General features: G+C 55.1%; 14 protein-coding genes. 3 read left to right on the forward strand and 11 right to left on the reverse strand.

Translation table 11 applies throughout. The features are described 5' to 3' along the window. Positions 1 to 17 precede the first annotated feature (17 nt). A complete protein-coding gene (locus ACYVHB_RS13155; protein ID WP_461052203.1) occupies positions 18 to 1352 on the reverse strand; it encodes a hypothetical protein in 1335 nt (444 codons plus the stop codon). Between the two features lie 74 nt (positions 1353 to 1426). Between ACYVHB_RS13155 and ACYVHB_RS13160 the strand changes: the two genes are divergently transcribed. Further along, complete coding sequence (locus ACYVHB_RS13160) at positions 1427 to 2056, forward strand: thymidine kinase (RefSeq protein ID WP_461052204.1); 630 nt, start codon at positions 1427 to 1429, stop codon at positions 2054 to 2056. Positions 2057 to 2108: 52 nt separating this feature from the next. Next, the gene (porZ, locus tag ACYVHB_RS13165) at positions 2109 to 4391 is read left to right on the forward strand and encodes a type IX secretion system anionic LPS delivery protein PorZ (protein WP_461052205.1); all 2283 of its coding nucleotides are present in this window, start codon (positions 2109 to 2111) and stop codon (positions 4389 to 4391) included. Between the two features lie 302 nt (positions 4392 to 4693). Here the strand turns inward: porZ and ACYVHB_RS13170 are convergent, their stop codons facing one another. From ACYVHB_RS13170 to ACYVHB_RS13210, 9 genes are all read right to left on the reverse strand, one after another. Then, a complete protein-coding gene (locus ACYVHB_RS13170; RefSeq protein WP_461052206.1) occupies positions 4694 to 5551 on the reverse strand; it encodes a Tn3 family transposase in 858 nt (285 codons plus the stop codon). A gap of 196 nt (positions 5552 to 5747) precedes the next feature. Next, positions 5748 to 6512 (reverse strand): hypothetical protein, encoded by a 765-nt coding sequence (locus tag ACYVHB_RS13175; RefSeq protein WP_461052207.1) that lies wholly within the window; start codon positions 6510 to 6512, stop codon positions 5748 to 5750. 67 nt (positions 6513 to 6579) lie between these two features. Then, the gene (locus ACYVHB_RS13180) at positions 6580 to 7752 is read right to left on the reverse strand and encodes a hypothetical protein (RefSeq protein ID WP_461052208.1); all 1173 of its coding nucleotides are present in this window, start codon (positions 7750 to 7752) and stop codon (positions 6580 to 6582) included. Positions 7753 to 8046: 294 nt separating this feature from the next. Continuing rightward, a complete protein-coding gene (locus tag ACYVHB_RS13185; RefSeq protein WP_461052209.1) occupies positions 8047 to 9099 on the reverse strand; it encodes a fatty acid desaturase family protein in 1053 nt (350 codons plus the stop codon). Between the two features lie 436 nt (positions 9100 to 9535). Then, entirely contained in the window at positions 9536 to 10408 is an 873-nt protein-coding gene (locus ACYVHB_RS13190; protein WP_461052210.1) for a universal stress protein, read from the reverse strand. Between the two features lie 159 nt (positions 10409 to 10567). After that, positions 10568 to 11539 carry a mechanosensitive ion channel family protein gene (locus ACYVHB_RS13195; protein ID WP_461052211.1) on the reverse strand — a complete coding sequence of 324 codons (972 nt, stop codon included), beginning with the start codon at positions 11537 to 11539 and terminating at the stop codon, positions 10568 to 10570. 34 nt (positions 11540 to 11573) lie between these two features. After that, entirely contained in the window at positions 11574 to 12143 is a 570-nt protein-coding gene (locus tag ACYVHB_RS13200; RefSeq protein WP_461052212.1) for a hypothetical protein, read from the reverse strand. Positions 12144 to 12189: 46 nt separating this feature from the next. Then, positions 12190 to 12594 carry a hypothetical protein gene (locus tag ACYVHB_RS13205; RefSeq protein WP_461052213.1) on the reverse strand — a complete coding sequence of 135 codons (405 nt, stop codon included), beginning with the start codon at positions 12592 to 12594 and terminating at the stop codon, positions 12190 to 12192. A 117-nt stretch (positions 12595 to 12711) separates the two neighbouring features. Next, on the reverse strand, positions 12712 to 12888 hold the full coding sequence (locus ACYVHB_RS13210) for a hypothetical protein (protein WP_461052214.1): 177 nt from the start codon (positions 12886 to 12888) through the stop codon (positions 12712 to 12714). A 78-nt stretch (positions 12889 to 12966) separates the two neighbouring features. Here ACYVHB_RS13210 and ACYVHB_RS13215 point away from each other — a divergent pair, with 78 nt between their 5' ends. Next, positions 12967 to 13131 carry a hypothetical protein gene (locus tag ACYVHB_RS13215; RefSeq protein WP_461052215.1) on the forward strand — a complete coding sequence of 55 codons (165 nt, stop codon included), beginning with the start codon at positions 12967 to 12969 and terminating at the stop codon, positions 13129 to 13131. 178 nt (positions 13132 to 13309) lie between these two features. Here ACYVHB_RS13215 and ACYVHB_RS13220 read toward each other — a convergent pair whose 3' ends face one another. Then, positions 13310 to 14641, reverse strand: coding sequence for a DUF2254 domain-containing protein (locus ACYVHB_RS13220; protein ID WP_461052216.1), 1332 nt, complete (start codon positions 14639 to 14641; stop codon positions 13310 to 13312). Positions 14642 to 14678 lie beyond the last annotated feature (37 nt).

A 14678-nucleotide genomic window follows, 5' to 3' on the forward strand; every position in this document is an offset into this window, starting at 1 on the left:
GTTCGGGCTACTATTCGTTAGGTAAATCGTCGTTTCAAAATTTCAACCAGTTCGCTCACCTCGTCGCTGCTCGTATCCCAGACGTACTGCGAAGCGTACCGGTACGAAATCAGGTCGAGTGCCTGACCGTAGTTGTCTAACGAGTCAATTTCTTCGATAGCCTGATTATAAGCACTTGAGTTACCGTTGAATAGCTGGTTGATGAACCGAAACTTCTGGTTCAGCGAGATGCTCCGGGCGACACTGTCGATGGGTGCCCTGGTGAATGTTTCTGCAACGGTCTCCGGCTCAATCGAAGCCGCTTCCCGCAGCGTATCGTTCAACGTAGGCACCGGGTGGGGTTCGGACGACGCAGCAACCGGCTCGCGCTCCGGGCTGGCAGTCGCTAGTTGAGAAATTGCTCCCGTCTGCAATTGGGACGGCTGAGCAGTTGGCGCAACTGGTTCCGGGCCGGACTCATTACCGCTTAGGAACAGGGGACCCCCACCGCCCGATTCATCGGTAGAACGATCTGAAGGGGGCGTTTTCTGCTCCAGAGTCGGCGTATTCGTCGATGCGATGGCTACAATGGGGGTTGATATAGGGTCGGCTTGTGGCGGCACGGCGGGGGTGTCATCGGCCGGGGTAGCGTCGGCTGGTACCAACGGCGCGGGCGGAACGGCTGGTTCAGTCACCGTGTCGAAGAACGACCGGCTGGGCGCGTGTGGAATGCTATCGGGGACGTGGCTGCGCAACAAAGCCGACACGTCCATTGGCACTTTCTGGGAGAATAGTTCCACAAATTTATCGTAATGCTCCAGTTCATGGCCGCGTTGCGTAAGGGCTTCGTCCAAGTAGCCCAGTGCCTGATTAGCGTACAGGAATGGCTTGCCGTTCATGCGCTGCGTGATGTGCGCTGGGATAAACTGGTTAATTTTGGTGTAGCGCGTAATTTGTTTGAGCGCGTCGGCCGTCAGCGTGAATTCAGGTTGTGCCCGCAGCACCTCGTCGAAGTACGCCCGTGGATCAAAGATCAGAATAATCGTTTTTCGGGTTGCCTCGGCCAGCAGCGGTTCGAGGTGTTCGCGCCGGACGCAAATGTGCTGCGAGACGACGTTCATGAAATTTTCCAGCGCTTCCTGAACCTCAGCATTTGTGAAGTCGAAATACGGACTGCGAAACTTCTCGGCGTCGCCCCGCCACTTGTGGAATAAGTTGCTGACAACAAACAGATTGATCTGACTAATGGCGGATAGTGACAGCAGTTGTTGACCCGTGATTGCCGAGTGATGCTGGTAAAAATCGGCAGCGGTCCGACGGGCGTAGGACTTGCTGTATTCGGTGAGCGCGTTGGCGTTAAACTTGTTCGACATTGGGAAAAGTCTTTGATTTGTAAATATATAGTTTTCGGAATCAAACCGCTTTTTGACCGTACGTAAATCAAAAAATGTTTATTGAACCTTCCCGACGGCGCGAACCGCCCCACCTCCGCACTGGCTGGATCGAATTGATCTGCGGGTCGATGTTCTCCGGCAAAACCGAGGAACTCATCCGGCGGCTAACCCGTGCCCGCATCGCCAAACTCAACGTTCAGATCTTCAAACCCGCCCTCGACACCCGCTACGATGACCAGAATATCGTTTCTCACTCCGCCCTGACCATTCAATCGACACCCGTGCAAACGGCAGGCCAAATTGTGAATCTGGCCGGAAATTGCGACGTAGTTGGCATTGATGAAGCCCAGTTTTTTGACAAAGAGATTGTCGATGTCTGCAACACATTAGCCGATCAGGGACAGCGCGTTATCGTGGCCGGGTTAGACATGGACTTTGCCGGGCAACCGTTCGGCTATATGCCTCAGTTAATGTCCGTTGCCGAGTTCGTAACTAAAGTTCACGCCATTTGTGTTGTCTGTGGCGACATTGCGCAGTATTCTTACCGATTGGTTCCGTCGCAGGAACGTGTGCTACTGGGCGAAACCGACAGCTACGAAGCCCGCTGCCGACGCTGTTTCAACCTCGGCCCCGAAGCGGGTCGGCGTGAGTGGGTGTATGAGAATGAGACGGGTAATGAATGATGAATCGGTCCCCCTCCGGCGTACCGGCCGAAGCGGTAAAATAAAATTTTGCATGGGTAAAGCAGCGTGGTTGCTCGGCTCGGTATTATCATTCATCATTCATCATTCATCATTAGGGCAGCTTAACTCTTGGCAGTCGCACGTTAGCTACCGATTGGGGCAGTCGGTGGCGGTGGTCGGCCCTAAAGTTTATGCGGCCACGCAGAACGGATTTTTCTACTACGACAAAACTACTGGCGAAACCACCACGCTCAGCAAACGAACGAATCCGTCGCAGCCCGGACTAACCGATGTTGGCATCAGCCGGTTAGTCTATCTCGCCGATCAAAACCGGTTGCTCATCGCCTACCGCAGCGGCAATCTGGATTTCATGACCCTTTCGCCCACCGGCGAACCGGGCAGCGTGCTCAACCTCAATACCATCGTCACGGCTCCCAACCTGCCCGCTTCGCGCGGCATCAATCACATTAACCGAATCGGAAATAACGCCTACCTCAGCACCGATTTTGGGGTGGTCGTGCTGGATGTTGTTAGAAACGAAATCAGGGATACGTACTTTAGCCAGCGGTCCGACGGTTCGCCCCGGCCCATTTATCAGACAGCCGCTACCGCTGATAGTCTGTATGCCCTGACGGCTCCACCGAGTACTATTGAAACCGGTCGACGGATACAGGCCATTCGGTTCGCGCCTGCTGTCAACATCGCCGATCCCGCCAACTGGCGCGTTTTAATCGGACCGGGTTTGCAAACCGAGTCCATTACAGCGAGTCAGGGGCGGCTGTCAACAACGGTGAACGGGCAGGGAATCTACGAACGGCAGTCGGGTCGATGGGTGCTGACGCAGGCGCTGACAAGTTCACTTATCCGTCAATTTTCCGGGGCAGAAACGGAATTTATTCTGGCTACGAATCAGATCATTACGCTGCCCGGCAGTAATTCGTTTACCGGTTCGCTACTGACCAGTCCGCGCGAAGTCGTTGCCGATGGAAACCGCGTTTGGGTAGCCGACGAGCAAAATGGTTTGTTGGCGGGCAGCGCAGGCACATTTGAACGCATCGCACCCGAAGGACCGACGCAGGATTCGTTTAACCGCCTGTACACCTACGCAAACCGGCTCGTTACCTTACCCAGTGGTGCGCAGGACGCGCAGTTGCCAGTTCCGGGTCAACCCCCGGCCGAAACGTTTGCCGTGCCGGATGGCCGCTGGCAAAGCAGCCTGGTACCTGGCCTGGATCGTGGGTTCAATTCGGCGGTTTATCTACCGACGGAGCAACGGTTGTACGCAGGCAGTTTTGGGGGCGGTTTGTGGAGTCAGGCCGATGGGCAAGCGCCTGCATCAATCGCGCTACCGGCGACCGTGGGTCCTTTCATCAGCAGTTTGGCAACGGATATCAACGGTAATTTATGGATTACGACGGCTGGCGCTAACGCCCGGCAGGCCACGTTGCACGTTCGGCGACCCGACGGCACGTTTCAGTCGTTCCCGGTCGTTACGCGACGCACTATTGCGCAGGTTGTTCCCGACGACAACGGCTTCCTGTGGCTCCGGCTCGACGGAAGCGCGGGCCTGCTGGTGTTTGACCCAGCCACTAACCGCAGCCGTTCGTTGGGTACCCTGCGCGGGGAGGGTGGTTTGCTCACGAGCAGTGTTCGGGCGCTGGTTAAAGACCGCACCGGAGCGATCTGGGTCGGCACCGATCTGGGTCCAACCGTGTTCGACAATCCGGCGGGTGCCTTTGATATCGCTATCGACGCGCAGCCGCCCCTGCTGAATAGCCAACAGTTGCTGACGAACGAGGTTGTTACGAGCATTGCCGTTGATGGTGGCAACCGGAAGTGGATCGGCACCCGAACGGGCCTGTACCGCGTAGCGCCCGACGGGTCGCAGTTGCTCGACAGCTTCACGGCCGACAACAGTCCACTACCCAGTAACGGTATCCAGGCAGTAGCCATTGAGCCGGTCAGTGGCCGTGTATTCATCCAAACCGGATCGTCGGGGGTGCGGCCTTCCGACCGCAGTAACGGAATTTTATCGTACCAAGGTCCGGCGACTGAACCAGCCGAAGCGCTCAGCAACCTGACCATTTTTCCTAATCCCGTCCGGCCGGACTTCAGCGGTACGGTCGGCATCAACGGCCTGACCGATAACGCAACAGTGAAAGTGCTGGATTCGGGTGGGCAGTTGGTTTACGAAACTCAGTCGCAGGGTGGCACGGCCACCTGGAACCTGCGCGACTACCGAAACCGACCCGCGCAAACGGGCGTATACATGATTGTGGTCGTCACAGCCGATGGCACCGAAGGCGTAGCCGGAAAATTAGCCGTAGTTCGATAAGTTTCTAAATGTCAACTGTTTGTAGTCTTGTGTTTACGTGTTTAAGGGGGTAGCCAACATTCGTACGAAATGCCCCACCAAAGATAGGTAAACTATTAATTTACAGCGTGTTATGTCCTAATCTCCTCCTCACTTAAAATCTTGTTTAGATTGATGTTGACGATATTGCGGAGTGTATCTTCCGAGAAGTCGTACTCGCCCGCTCCGATGGCCCGGCTGAAAATTGATGTGCTTCCAGCTCAAGGGGGCGGTGTCTGTTAAGGACACTAAAATTTCCTCGCGTTCCGCTCGACTAACTTCGGTCAGCTTCTGAGTAATGCGCAGCATGTTCCAACAAGTTGGTGATTCACCCGTTGCCGGGTCTGATCCTCATGCATGTACTGTAATAAGAAGGTAGTACGCACAATTTTGCCCAGCTCGACCAGTGCCCGGTGCAGCGGATGTTGGTTGGCATACGAGGTCAGCCGCCGGAACAGAGCCGATGGTAGCGCGTGATTGAGCTTAATCGTTACCAGCAGCCGCAGGATGGTGTCCCACTGCTCAGCGATAAGTTTGGTATTGACCAATCCGCCGTTTTTGAATCCAAAGTCGGCCGGCACTTCCAATAGTATGCCCGGCATTCCGTAGAGGGTGGCCCGGTGGAAGGCCTTGATGCGTGGTTGAAAGGCCATGCCCAATAGATGAGTTAGGACAAAATTCAAATCCGTTACCCCGTGGGTATCCGTCGAGTGGATCGGCTCGCTGGGCATACTCAGGGCGTTGTGCAACAGGCCGTCCAGCACGTACCAGGCTTCGTAGTCGCCCGACGAAAATACGGTCGTGTAAAAGACCGGATAGTGCTCACTAATAAAACTGTAGATGGTAATGCCTTTGTCCTTGCCAAAATACTTGGCTGAGTAGGTGGCGTGGGTGGAGTCCAAGGCCAGCGTGTACTTCTGGCCGTCCGAGACTGAGCGGTACACGACTTCCTGCTCGCGCAGCCGCCCGGCGATGGGTAGTTGATTCATCAGGGCCATTACGCGGTCGTTGGCAGCCAGTAGGTTCTGGGCTGAAAAGTACCAGTTGGTGGCCCGTTCGAGTTCCTTGATGGGCACCGATGAGGTCTTGGCCATGTGGTGCAAACCCAGATTACAACGGCAGCGGCCGACCGTCCCAGCCAATCAGGGTGGCAAAATTAACGGTATTGGGTAGTAACGGTTGATGGGTGTGATCCATGCGATGGGTCAGCGCATTAGTAAAACCACAATAGGGGTTGACCGTGTGCAGCACAGCACGGGCGGCCCCGCTCGAAGATGGACACGTAGTACTCGTGGGGATAGAAACTGCTCACCGGAGTAGGCGTGTCTTTCTTGGGTGTCACAAAACGCAGTCCACCCTTCTTACGTGGGCGCACGAACAGGTTCCCCCAGCGCTGATGGCGTCAATGGTTTGGCCCATCTGCGCTTGCAGCGCCTTTTCCAAGTCCTCTTTAACCGTCGACCAGCTTTCTAAATGCCGTAGGCCAGCCCGCTCCAGCAGCGTTTGTTTCTGGGCCTGCCAGGTGATCTCGTCAATCAGGTAATCTTCGAAGGCTTGATACGTGTGCGAAGTGGCCACCGTAATGCGGCCCCCTTTTAGATCGTCCAGCACCGAGCGGGCCAGCAGCGTTCGATACAGGGCAAAATCAACCTCCTCACCCAGCACGGCTTTTCGCTCTTCGCGGCTTAAAAAATCGGTCGGTAGCTCATCGGCTTTCCCAAGGCTACTGATATGACCTCCCTTCTGCTGATAGAACGCCAAGGCCTGCATGACCGGGTTGTCGGGATGCTGACCAACAAATTCGATGTGGCGCAACAGATCGGCAATGCGGTCCATCAGCGTTCGTGAGCCTTCGCCCAGCGCCTGATGAAAACTGACCAAGTTGGCCAGCATATCGTCGATGGCGTCGCTCCGTACGGCCACTTTATTGATAATTTTGTTCACCAGCTTACCCAGCAGCCAGAAAAACACGAACACCAGTACGCCCGCTGGGTTGTTCCGCCGGTCAGCCCCACCAGCAATAGAATCATCCCTACTGATGCCCCTGTCCCGGTGGTGTTTTCCGGCTGACGAATACGAATGGTAGCTACCCCTTCCACGCATGCCTGTTGCCGACCTACAGGCTGCCAAACGAACCCGACCGGTTGTGGTTGACAGGAGTCGCCCGGCGTTAAAGAATAACAGGGTGCCGGTGAAACGGTTTTTCGGGGTCGAACAGGTGGCGGTACGTCACCAGCAACCGATTTTGCTGGGCCCCTAAGTTGCGGGATATATTCAGCATCTTGGGGTTAAAGTCGCCCTGCCACTGCAATTCTACTTCTTTATAGCGGGTAGCCGCTTTTATCACCTTTTCGGCTTCAACGATCATAAAATAGTCAATGCCGCTTCCCTGAAACTCAGGGACGATGCCATAGGCTAACCCCACAAATCGGGTACACACGCCAAGCCGCCTGAGCAACAGAAATTTGAGCTTGGCCCAACCGTTAAATTTGCCCCCAAGGTGAGCTATAATCTGGTTCAGGTCCGGGATGTTGAGCCACATGGCTACCGGCACGTCTTTGTAGTATACGAACCAGATGAGCCGCTCGTCCAGAACGGGAGCCATTGTTTTAAACAGCCGGTAAGCCTGCTCGTCGCCTATTTGCTTGTTTCCTTCATGTTTAGCCCATGCCTGGTTGTAAACCGTGCTGAAATCGGTGGCGTACTTACGCAGCCGGGCTTTTGTCAGGTGTTCAGCCCTGACATCCGGGTTGTCGGCAAAAGTCTGGTGTGCGGTGTAGAATTTAGGGGCCAACTGAGCCGATTCAGACCCCACGGTCATTTTCCAGCAGATCTGGTTATAAAAGTTTTTGAAGCCGTACGCGTCGAACAGCCGCTGGTAATAGGGCGGATTGTAGTTCATCAGGTAAAGGGGCGACTCAAAGCCCGCTACCAGCAGTCCCCACCACTTGTCGCGCTCGCCAAAATTAATGGGGCCGTCCATCGCTTCCATGCCCCGCTCCCGCAGCCATTGTTTGGCGCCGTCAAACAGGCTGCCGGCGGCCCGCTGATCGTCGATGCAGTCAAAAAAACCAACTCCTCCCACCCGAACGTCGTCGCCTTTGTTTCGGTAGCGGTGGTTGACAAACGCGGCTATCCGGCCAATTGTTCTTCCGGTATCCGTTTGCAGCAGCCACCGGGTTGCCTCCCCGTTCCGGAAAGCTTTGTTCTGGCGGGGATCAAAAACGGCGCGAATGTCCTTGTTTAAGGGCCTGATCCAGGTCGGGTTGTCCTTGTTGATTTGGTTATGCACGTCCAGAAAATCAGCTTCCTGTTGCCGATTACTGACCTGAGTAAGATACATACTTGTAAGGGAATTTGCCTGATTGACTGCTCAACACAAGCGTGTTTTTTGTGAAGTGAATCCGATTGCCCCTCTACCCAGCCGACGCTCTTACCCAAAGGGTGGCGTATCCGGCGTTATACGCTGAATATCAGGGGCAATGCACTAAATATCGTTCTAATAACCAACAGAGTAACCGCTTACTACGGACAAATGACCGTTTAACCAGGCACTCTATCCGGTACCTGGGCAATCATGAACTATGATAAAGTCTGGCTTTCCTGAGTAGGGTAGCGAGTCCTGAAAAGGCTGGACCTAATCGCTGACCGCAACGGGTATACGCTGGGTGCGTCGGCGTAAGAGAGCAATGGCGTCGGCATCGCTGGCGAACGTTTTGTTGAGGTTAATCATGTGGGCGGCCAATCGGTCATATCGACCGCGCATTAGCAGAAAGAACACCTGTAAGAAGTCCAATCCATCGAATATGATCGCCTGATTTCGGTCGTATTGCTCAATTGTTTTCCGGAAAAATACGGGGTGCTCGGTCCAGTGCAGTGCGGGTCGGATATGATGACTAATGTGGTAACCGTCGTTCCAGCACAGCTTGTTGTACCTGACATTGATGCAGGTGATGCTGTTCTTATAGGGGTTGCCCGGCTCATCGCCATCAACGAAGGCGTGCTGTGTCCAGTTACCGATCATGGCAATGACCCGGTAGATAATCAGGGGGAAGATAAATACGGCCACCGTAGCGGACCAGTTTACCAGCAATAGCCCGACCACGACGACCGTAAAAATAAGTTCACCTATTAGTGCGCGTTTGGCCAGCCTCGAGCGGTTTTTTCGGCGTAGATAGCCCAGCAGGTTGCGAACGCCGAAGACGAAAAACTGGCCGGTATACGCCAGAAAACTGCGTAGACTATCGCGCTGAAAAGGCATCGTACTACTATCATCATCTTCTTGGTTATTCTCGGGATGGTGCATCCCGATGTGATGACTGTAGTACGTTTCGGGGGTATGCCCAAAAAACGGAGCGATGCCCCACGGTAGAACATGGTTCATGTAAGCGAACTCCGGTCTAAACAGCGAACGGTGACTGGTGCAGTGCAGCATGAGACCGAAGGGGCCTTTGAACACAAAATTGCTGACGTAAAAATGCCCGGCGGCCACGGCCAGCCACGGCCAACCCGTCAGTGATGGAATGAACAGCACCAGGCTCATCGGAATGAGAACCAAACTGATGCGAATGATCAGGTAAACGAACGGCAGGTCGCGCTCGTCTTTGATAAGACAAAGCAACCGCCGGTCAAGCCCGGAGTAAGCTTTCTGGCTGAATGTAGGATCGTGAATCAAACCTAACTGTTTCATGTGACATCAAAATTAACAGTACAAATGACCCACGATTAACTACTTATTCGATGATATTCAGCAGCGTGTTGACAGCGTGGTTTAAGCAGTTTAATGAGGCAATGATTCATCAAAGGCTACGGCAGCTACCCAGCCAAAACTACGGCGGAGTGGCTGACACAAAACCGACTTTTTCGCCACGCGACTGATTCAGCCATTTTTACTTCAGTTACTCCGGCAGGACCAACGTGTGCGGAAACGGCCTATTGGTACCGGTTTTATCCAGGATCAACTTGACGCCCGTCACCACCTGATCGCTAACCATGAGTACGTTGGTCTGCTGCGATTTGGTCCGGAAATACACCGTCGGGTGTACCGATGAACCGGCCAGCTCCGTCAGGGGAAACCGGTCATCAGCCGGGCAGGCATCTAAGTCGGCAGGAACTGCTCGCGCTGATTATACCTGAACAACTGACTGAAAATGAGGCCGAACGGACAACACCGGCACGTTGGCGTAATTGATAATCTGTTGGGCAAACGGCCCTAATAACGAATACGGACTGGCTGCATTGATATCGGCGGTGATAACGATCAGGTCGGCGTCAAATTCACTAATCTTTTGCTGAATGGCATAAGCTATCGAATCCGTTTTAAGCAGCAGGATTTCCCCCTTAATTTCGTCGTGCATCAACTGGTTCTTCAGATTGTCCACCACGCTGGTCAGGATTTCGTTTTTCAGTTCATCATACCGGTCGAATAAACCCAGAACGGTCAGATGAGCGTTGTTTTTAAGACTGATGGCGCGGGTAATATCGTATTTTTCAGTGGCTCCCGGAATAGGTCGAACGGGGAAGATGATTTCGTTGAAGTCAGTCCACTTGCGGTGATTGGGAACGGTCAGCACAGGACATTGAGCGGCTTCGACCACCCGGTACGCTTCTAAACCCATGAAATAGGCGCGAATGCCGGATGTGTCACAGGTGCCCATCACAATGAGGTCAGCGTTAAATTCGTTAGCCGCCTGCACGATGGTATCGCAGACAACGCCCGTCCGGCATTCAATCGAACAATGAACGGAATGGTTGGCTGACGTGGTTTCGGCTAAGGTTTGCAACCGCAGGATAGTAGTCTCCATCAGCGATTCCTGCACCGGGTCAACTCCGTCGTTGCTGTTCCCGGCAGAGCACGCCCGACGGGAATCCACTACGAAAAGCAGCCGGATTTCGGCACCGTGGCGTTCGCTCATGGCCACGGCTAAGGCCAGCGCATTGAGCGACGTATGGCTGTGATCAACGGGAACCAGTAGTTTTCTCAGGGTTAAATTTTCCATACGTATTGGGGTTTAGTGCATGAAGGACAAACGGGTTTTCGAAGTCCGGCCGGATTGGGAACCGGATGGCAAATTGCCGCTCAATCCTTAACGCCCGCTTAGGATTCGATTAGAATTTGATAAGAGACGGTCAGCCCAGCCCGTTGCGCTGGGCTGGGTTTACGCCTGACCGTTTGCGCCAGCCAGCGTCTGCGATTTGACCGGGGGGCGCGACGTAATGCCAGACCCGGCTGCCTGCGGTTCGAGCAGTACCACCGTATGCGGAAACGGCATGTCGATGCCCGCTTTGTCCAAGGCCAGTTTGATACCTGTCACCACCTGATCGCTGACTTTGAGCACGTTGGCCTGCTGCGATTCGGCCCAGAAAAAAACCGTCAGGTTCACCGACGAACCGGCCAGTTCCGTTACGTATACCCACGGCGCGGGGTCGTTCAGGACACCGTCGATACCGGTCAATACGTCGTGAATGACCGTGCGGGCTTCTTCGATGGAATCGGGGTAGCCGATGCCCACCACAAATTTGAGCCGCCGTTTAGGATAGGCCGTTCGGACCAGTATTGAACTCGTATAGACATCGCCGTTCGGCAGAATGGCCCGCTCACCATCGTAGGTTTTGAGCCGGGTGGAACGCATATTGATCTCTTCAACGGTACCCTCGTAGTCTTTCACCCGAATCTGGTCGCCGACCTTAAAAGGCCGACGCCACAGAATCAGGATACCGGCAAAGAAATTTTGCAGAATGTCTTTGAAGGCAAAGCCGATAGCCACCGAGGTAACGCCTAAGCCCGCAATAATGTCACCGGGTTTGAAGGAGGGAAAGACAACCACGCAGGCCGCCAGAAAGCCAATGATGGTAATCAATGTACTGGCAATGCGGCTCACTAAGCTGGCCAGCGTATCGTCAATGGAGTGGCTCTTAACCGCTACTTTATTGATAAGTTTCTTGACGCCTTTGCCCAGCAGCCAGAACAGCATAAACACAACCGCGCCAACGATGAGGTAGGGCAGTCGCTCGATGGCCCCTTTGCCAAAATCCCGTACCGTGCGCCAGAACAGCGTAATGCCGTCGTTGATGGTAAACGGCGGTTCGGCAACCGCGCCGGGCTGGAACAAACGCAACAGGAGAGGCATAGGATTGGACGTAAAGACCCGGTGGAACAGCACCTTATTGGTTAATCGCCACTGAATCCGGCAAAACCGACGTCGGCGTGTAAAACATCACCAGCGTACCCAGCCGCCCGTTGGGCGAAGTAACCGGCGCGGAAAGTTCGTAAGGTAGTTTACGGTTAAAATAAACATCCTGCCGTTGCAGCAGATACGCCGGAAACCGCTCGGCAAACCGGATGCCCTGGTTTTTCTTATTGGTTGAAATCGTCACTTTCCCCGCAGCATCGACCAGCAGCATTTCTTTAATGCCCCGGTCTTTGACGAGAGTGTTGAAATACTCGTTGATCTCTCCCGCTTTGTTTTGCAGCAGCGCGTTTCGAACGGCCCAGACAAACGTTTTCATCCCGAACGTGAGTTGCTGGCGATCATTGGTCAACTGGTTTTGTCGGACGGTCTGGAGTAAGGCGGTTCGTTGCTGCTCCATCCGCTGCGTTGACTGCCCGTTACGGTAAAGCAGATATCCCGCCCCGGCGAGCAGGAAAACAATAATGCCGTACAACAACACTTTCAGGTCGAGGACCGGTTGTGATGAAGTTGTCGGATGGGTTGTTTGCGTAGCGGTCGCCATTGTTGCGCAGGGTTAGTGTGTTCATTGTCCAGATTTAGCCCACTCCTTACCGGCGTTCGGTGGCTAATACTTCTGTGCCGCCCGGGTACTGGATTTCGGGGCTGCTTTCCGCCGTGACGAAGATGCGGTTCGGATTGGCAACCGCCGTTGCGCTCAGACTGGCATCCAGGGCCTTTGAGGAGGGTTCGAGCAGACCCAGTTTTTTGATGGTGTTCCGGTCCGATTCTATCCACACAATATAGGTCCGCTGCGGGGGTGTCAGCCGGTCGGGCGGGGCCAGGTTCCGCACGTTTACCTTAATCAGATAGTTCGAATTCTTATCGCGTTTTACGGTTGCCTTACCCGTAGCGGCTGGCACCACCGACGAGGACAGAAAGTTCATCGACGGCGTGCATGAACCCAGCAACAGGATCAGTACAAGCGGGACTATCGGATGGATTGCCTTTTTCATAATGCGTTGAGTTTAAGCCAGGGTTAGCCACTGACGTGTAACAAAGGAACGGGCACCAACTTAGGAAGTACTTACAGGCGACTTAGAATCTGCTTAGAGACGGTGATGACCAACTCGTTACGGCGTGAACAGCAGACCGATGGACGGGGCCTGACTATACTGAATCGGGCTATCCTGGTTTTTGTCGTAGAGCAGCACACCCGTCAGGTTAGCGTTCAGGGCCTTGTTGATTTTACCCGTCAGCGTTACGTCGAGCCGGTGGTCGGATAGTCCGCTCCCACCAGCGTGTCCCATTACGTATGAATAGCACTGCCGAACAATAGAACAGCCCGACCGTTCATTATACGAATAACCCACTGATTGTCACTGTTTATGAACAAGCTAACCTACCTGGTTACCGCGCTGACACTGACCTGTATCCGCGTCGGGCTGGTGGCAGGTCCGTTGCTCCTGCTGATGCACCAAACGACGGTTGCGCAACCGACTCTTGCGACCGATACGACCCATGCTGAGGGCGGACACGTACAGGCACGATGAACCGATGTCGTTGCCGCGCCGATGGCCGATGCGGGCAGTTCGCCCAGTTTAGTGTGCGGTTTCACAGGTATAGGGTTTACCTGGCCAGACCTGCCAGTGCAAATAACGCGGGTCGGCACGTAGGATACAGCAGGGTTCCCAATTGTTCACCCACGCTGCAATGACCGCCCACCGCCGTTCATTGCCAGACTGCTTTCACCTCATCGTACAGGGCACGTACCTGTTGCTTTTCGTAGTCGGTAGTCAGTGTCTGACTGGCGTGGTCCAGCAGCAGCCGAGCCTGTTCATTAATAATAGGCTTACGGTCGGCCGCGCAGGCGGCAGCGGCTCCCACGGCCAGTGCCCGCAGCAGCCGCCGAAATACGGCGTGGTTCCCTTCGGCGTTGATGCGCGGCAGATCGAAGGCCAGCCGCACGTAATCGGCATAATCGGTGGCCCGGACCAGCACCCGCAACTGCTGCCCGTCGGAACGGAGCCGGGCCGGAAACTCGCGTTCGGCCAGCCGCCCGACAATGGCCCCGAGGTAATCGATGGCCATGATGGCCGTTGTGGTGTCGTTGATGCCCGGCGAGAGGGCTTTAAGCGTGATATCGACTAACTGCTGAATGCCGAAGGCCACGTCCTGCTCCACGTTCCGGTGCCGCCCGATGCTGACAAAATCGAGCAGATCGTCGGGCCAGTCGGCCTGGTCGGGGTCGGGTCGTTCCATGCCGCTGCGAACGCTGAAAAGCCGCGTTCCTTCGTTGATGAAGGCGCCCATGCCGCGCTCAATCCGCAGCACCACCCGGTTCTTTGTGGCCCAGCGCAGCAGCCCTTCCGTGTCGATGCGTTGCAGATAACCCGTCTGTTTAGCCACAACAGGCCACCAGCCGGTTTCTTCGTCACTGTAGCGCAGGGCGGCTTCGGCTTTCGCCGGGTCGTCGATGGGTTCGCCAAGTTGATCAGGGAACAGATCGTCGATGGCCAGACCGGTTTCGTGAAAGATACGCCGGACAATGGTGCCCGTCTGGAGCGATTCGGCGATGTGGTGAATAAAGAAAATCAGCGCAGCTACGCCCCCCAGCGCCAGCAGTAACCCCGCCAGCACCGCCGTAGCGGGCACAAACTTCCCTTCGTCAGTGCCGCGAATGGTGCCCAGCACAATCAGGCAGTAGGCAAACACGCCCACGAAGTAGCCCATCACGACCTGATTGACGCGGTCGCGCATGAAATTACGCAGCACACGGGGCGAATACTGGCTGCTGACCTGCGAAATAGTGGACAGCGTCAGCGAGAAGGCCAGCGCGGCCACCGTCAGCATCGACCCGGCAATGGCCGTAAGCATTCCCCGCGACCCTTCGGCTCCCACCCCAAACAGCAGCGGGAAGCGTTTGGCTCCGTCGAACGAAGTGCTGCTGTCGAACTCGATCAGCCCGTAGGCCAGCCCGAACGCGCCCAGCACCAGCAGGCCGGGTACGAACCAGAGCGATTCACGCAGTAACTGCCAGTACTGTCGGAGGTGGGTGGGCATGGAGGAAACCGGTACATTAGGTGTGTCTGCTTAACCA

The organism is Spirosoma arcticum (assembly GCF_054779955.1).

Excerpts from the sequence above, each read along its gene's own strand:
- ACYVHB_RS13155 (WP_461052203.1), bottom strand. The coding sequence starts at position 1,352 with ATGTCGAACAAGTTTAACGCCAACGCGCTCACCGAATACAGCAAGTCC.
- ACYVHB_RS13160 (WP_461052204.1), top strand. The coding sequence starts at position 1,427 with ATGTTTATTGAACCTTCCCGACGGCGCGAACCGCCCCACCTCCGCACT.
- porZ (WP_461052205.1), top strand. The coding sequence starts at position 2,109 with ATGGGTAAAGCAGCGTGGTTGCTCGGCTCGGTATTATCATTCATCATT.
- ACYVHB_RS13175 (WP_461052207.1), bottom strand. The coding sequence starts at position 6,512 with ATGCGTGGAAGGGGTAGCTACCATTCGTATTCGTCAGCCGGAAAACAC.
- ACYVHB_RS13180 (WP_461052208.1), bottom strand. The coding sequence starts at position 7,752 with ATGTATCTTACTCAGGTCAGTAATCGGCAACAGGAAGCTGATTTTCTG.
- ACYVHB_RS13185 (WP_461052209.1), bottom strand. The coding sequence starts at position 9,099 with ATGAAACAGTTAGGTTTGATTCACGATCCTACATTCAGCCAGAAAGCT.
- ACYVHB_RS13190 (WP_461052210.1), bottom strand. The coding sequence starts at position 10,408 with ATGGAAAATTTAACCCTGAGAAAACTACTGGTTCCCGTTGATCACAGC.
- ACYVHB_RS13195 (WP_461052211.1), bottom strand. The coding sequence starts at position 11,539 with ATGCCTCTCCTGTTGCGTTTGTTCCAGCCCGGCGCGGTTGCCGAACCG.
- ACYVHB_RS13200 (WP_461052212.1), bottom strand. The coding sequence starts at position 12,143 with ATGGCGACCGCTACGCAAACAACCCATCCGACAACTTCATCACAACCG.
- ACYVHB_RS13205 (WP_461052213.1), bottom strand. The coding sequence starts at position 12,594 with ATGAAAAAGGCAATCCATCCGATAGTCCCGCTTGTACTGATCCTGTTG.
- ACYVHB_RS13210 (WP_461052214.1), bottom strand. The coding sequence starts at position 12,888 with ATGGGACACGCTGGTGGGAGCGGACTATCCGACCACCGGCTCGACGTA.
- ACYVHB_RS13215 (WP_461052215.1), top strand. The coding sequence starts at position 12,967 with ATGAACAAGCTAACCTACCTGGTTACCGCGCTGACACTGACCTGTATC.
- ACYVHB_RS13220 (WP_461052216.1), bottom strand. The coding sequence starts at position 14,641 with ATGCCCACCCACCTCCGACAGTACTGGCAGTTACTGCGTGAATCGCTC.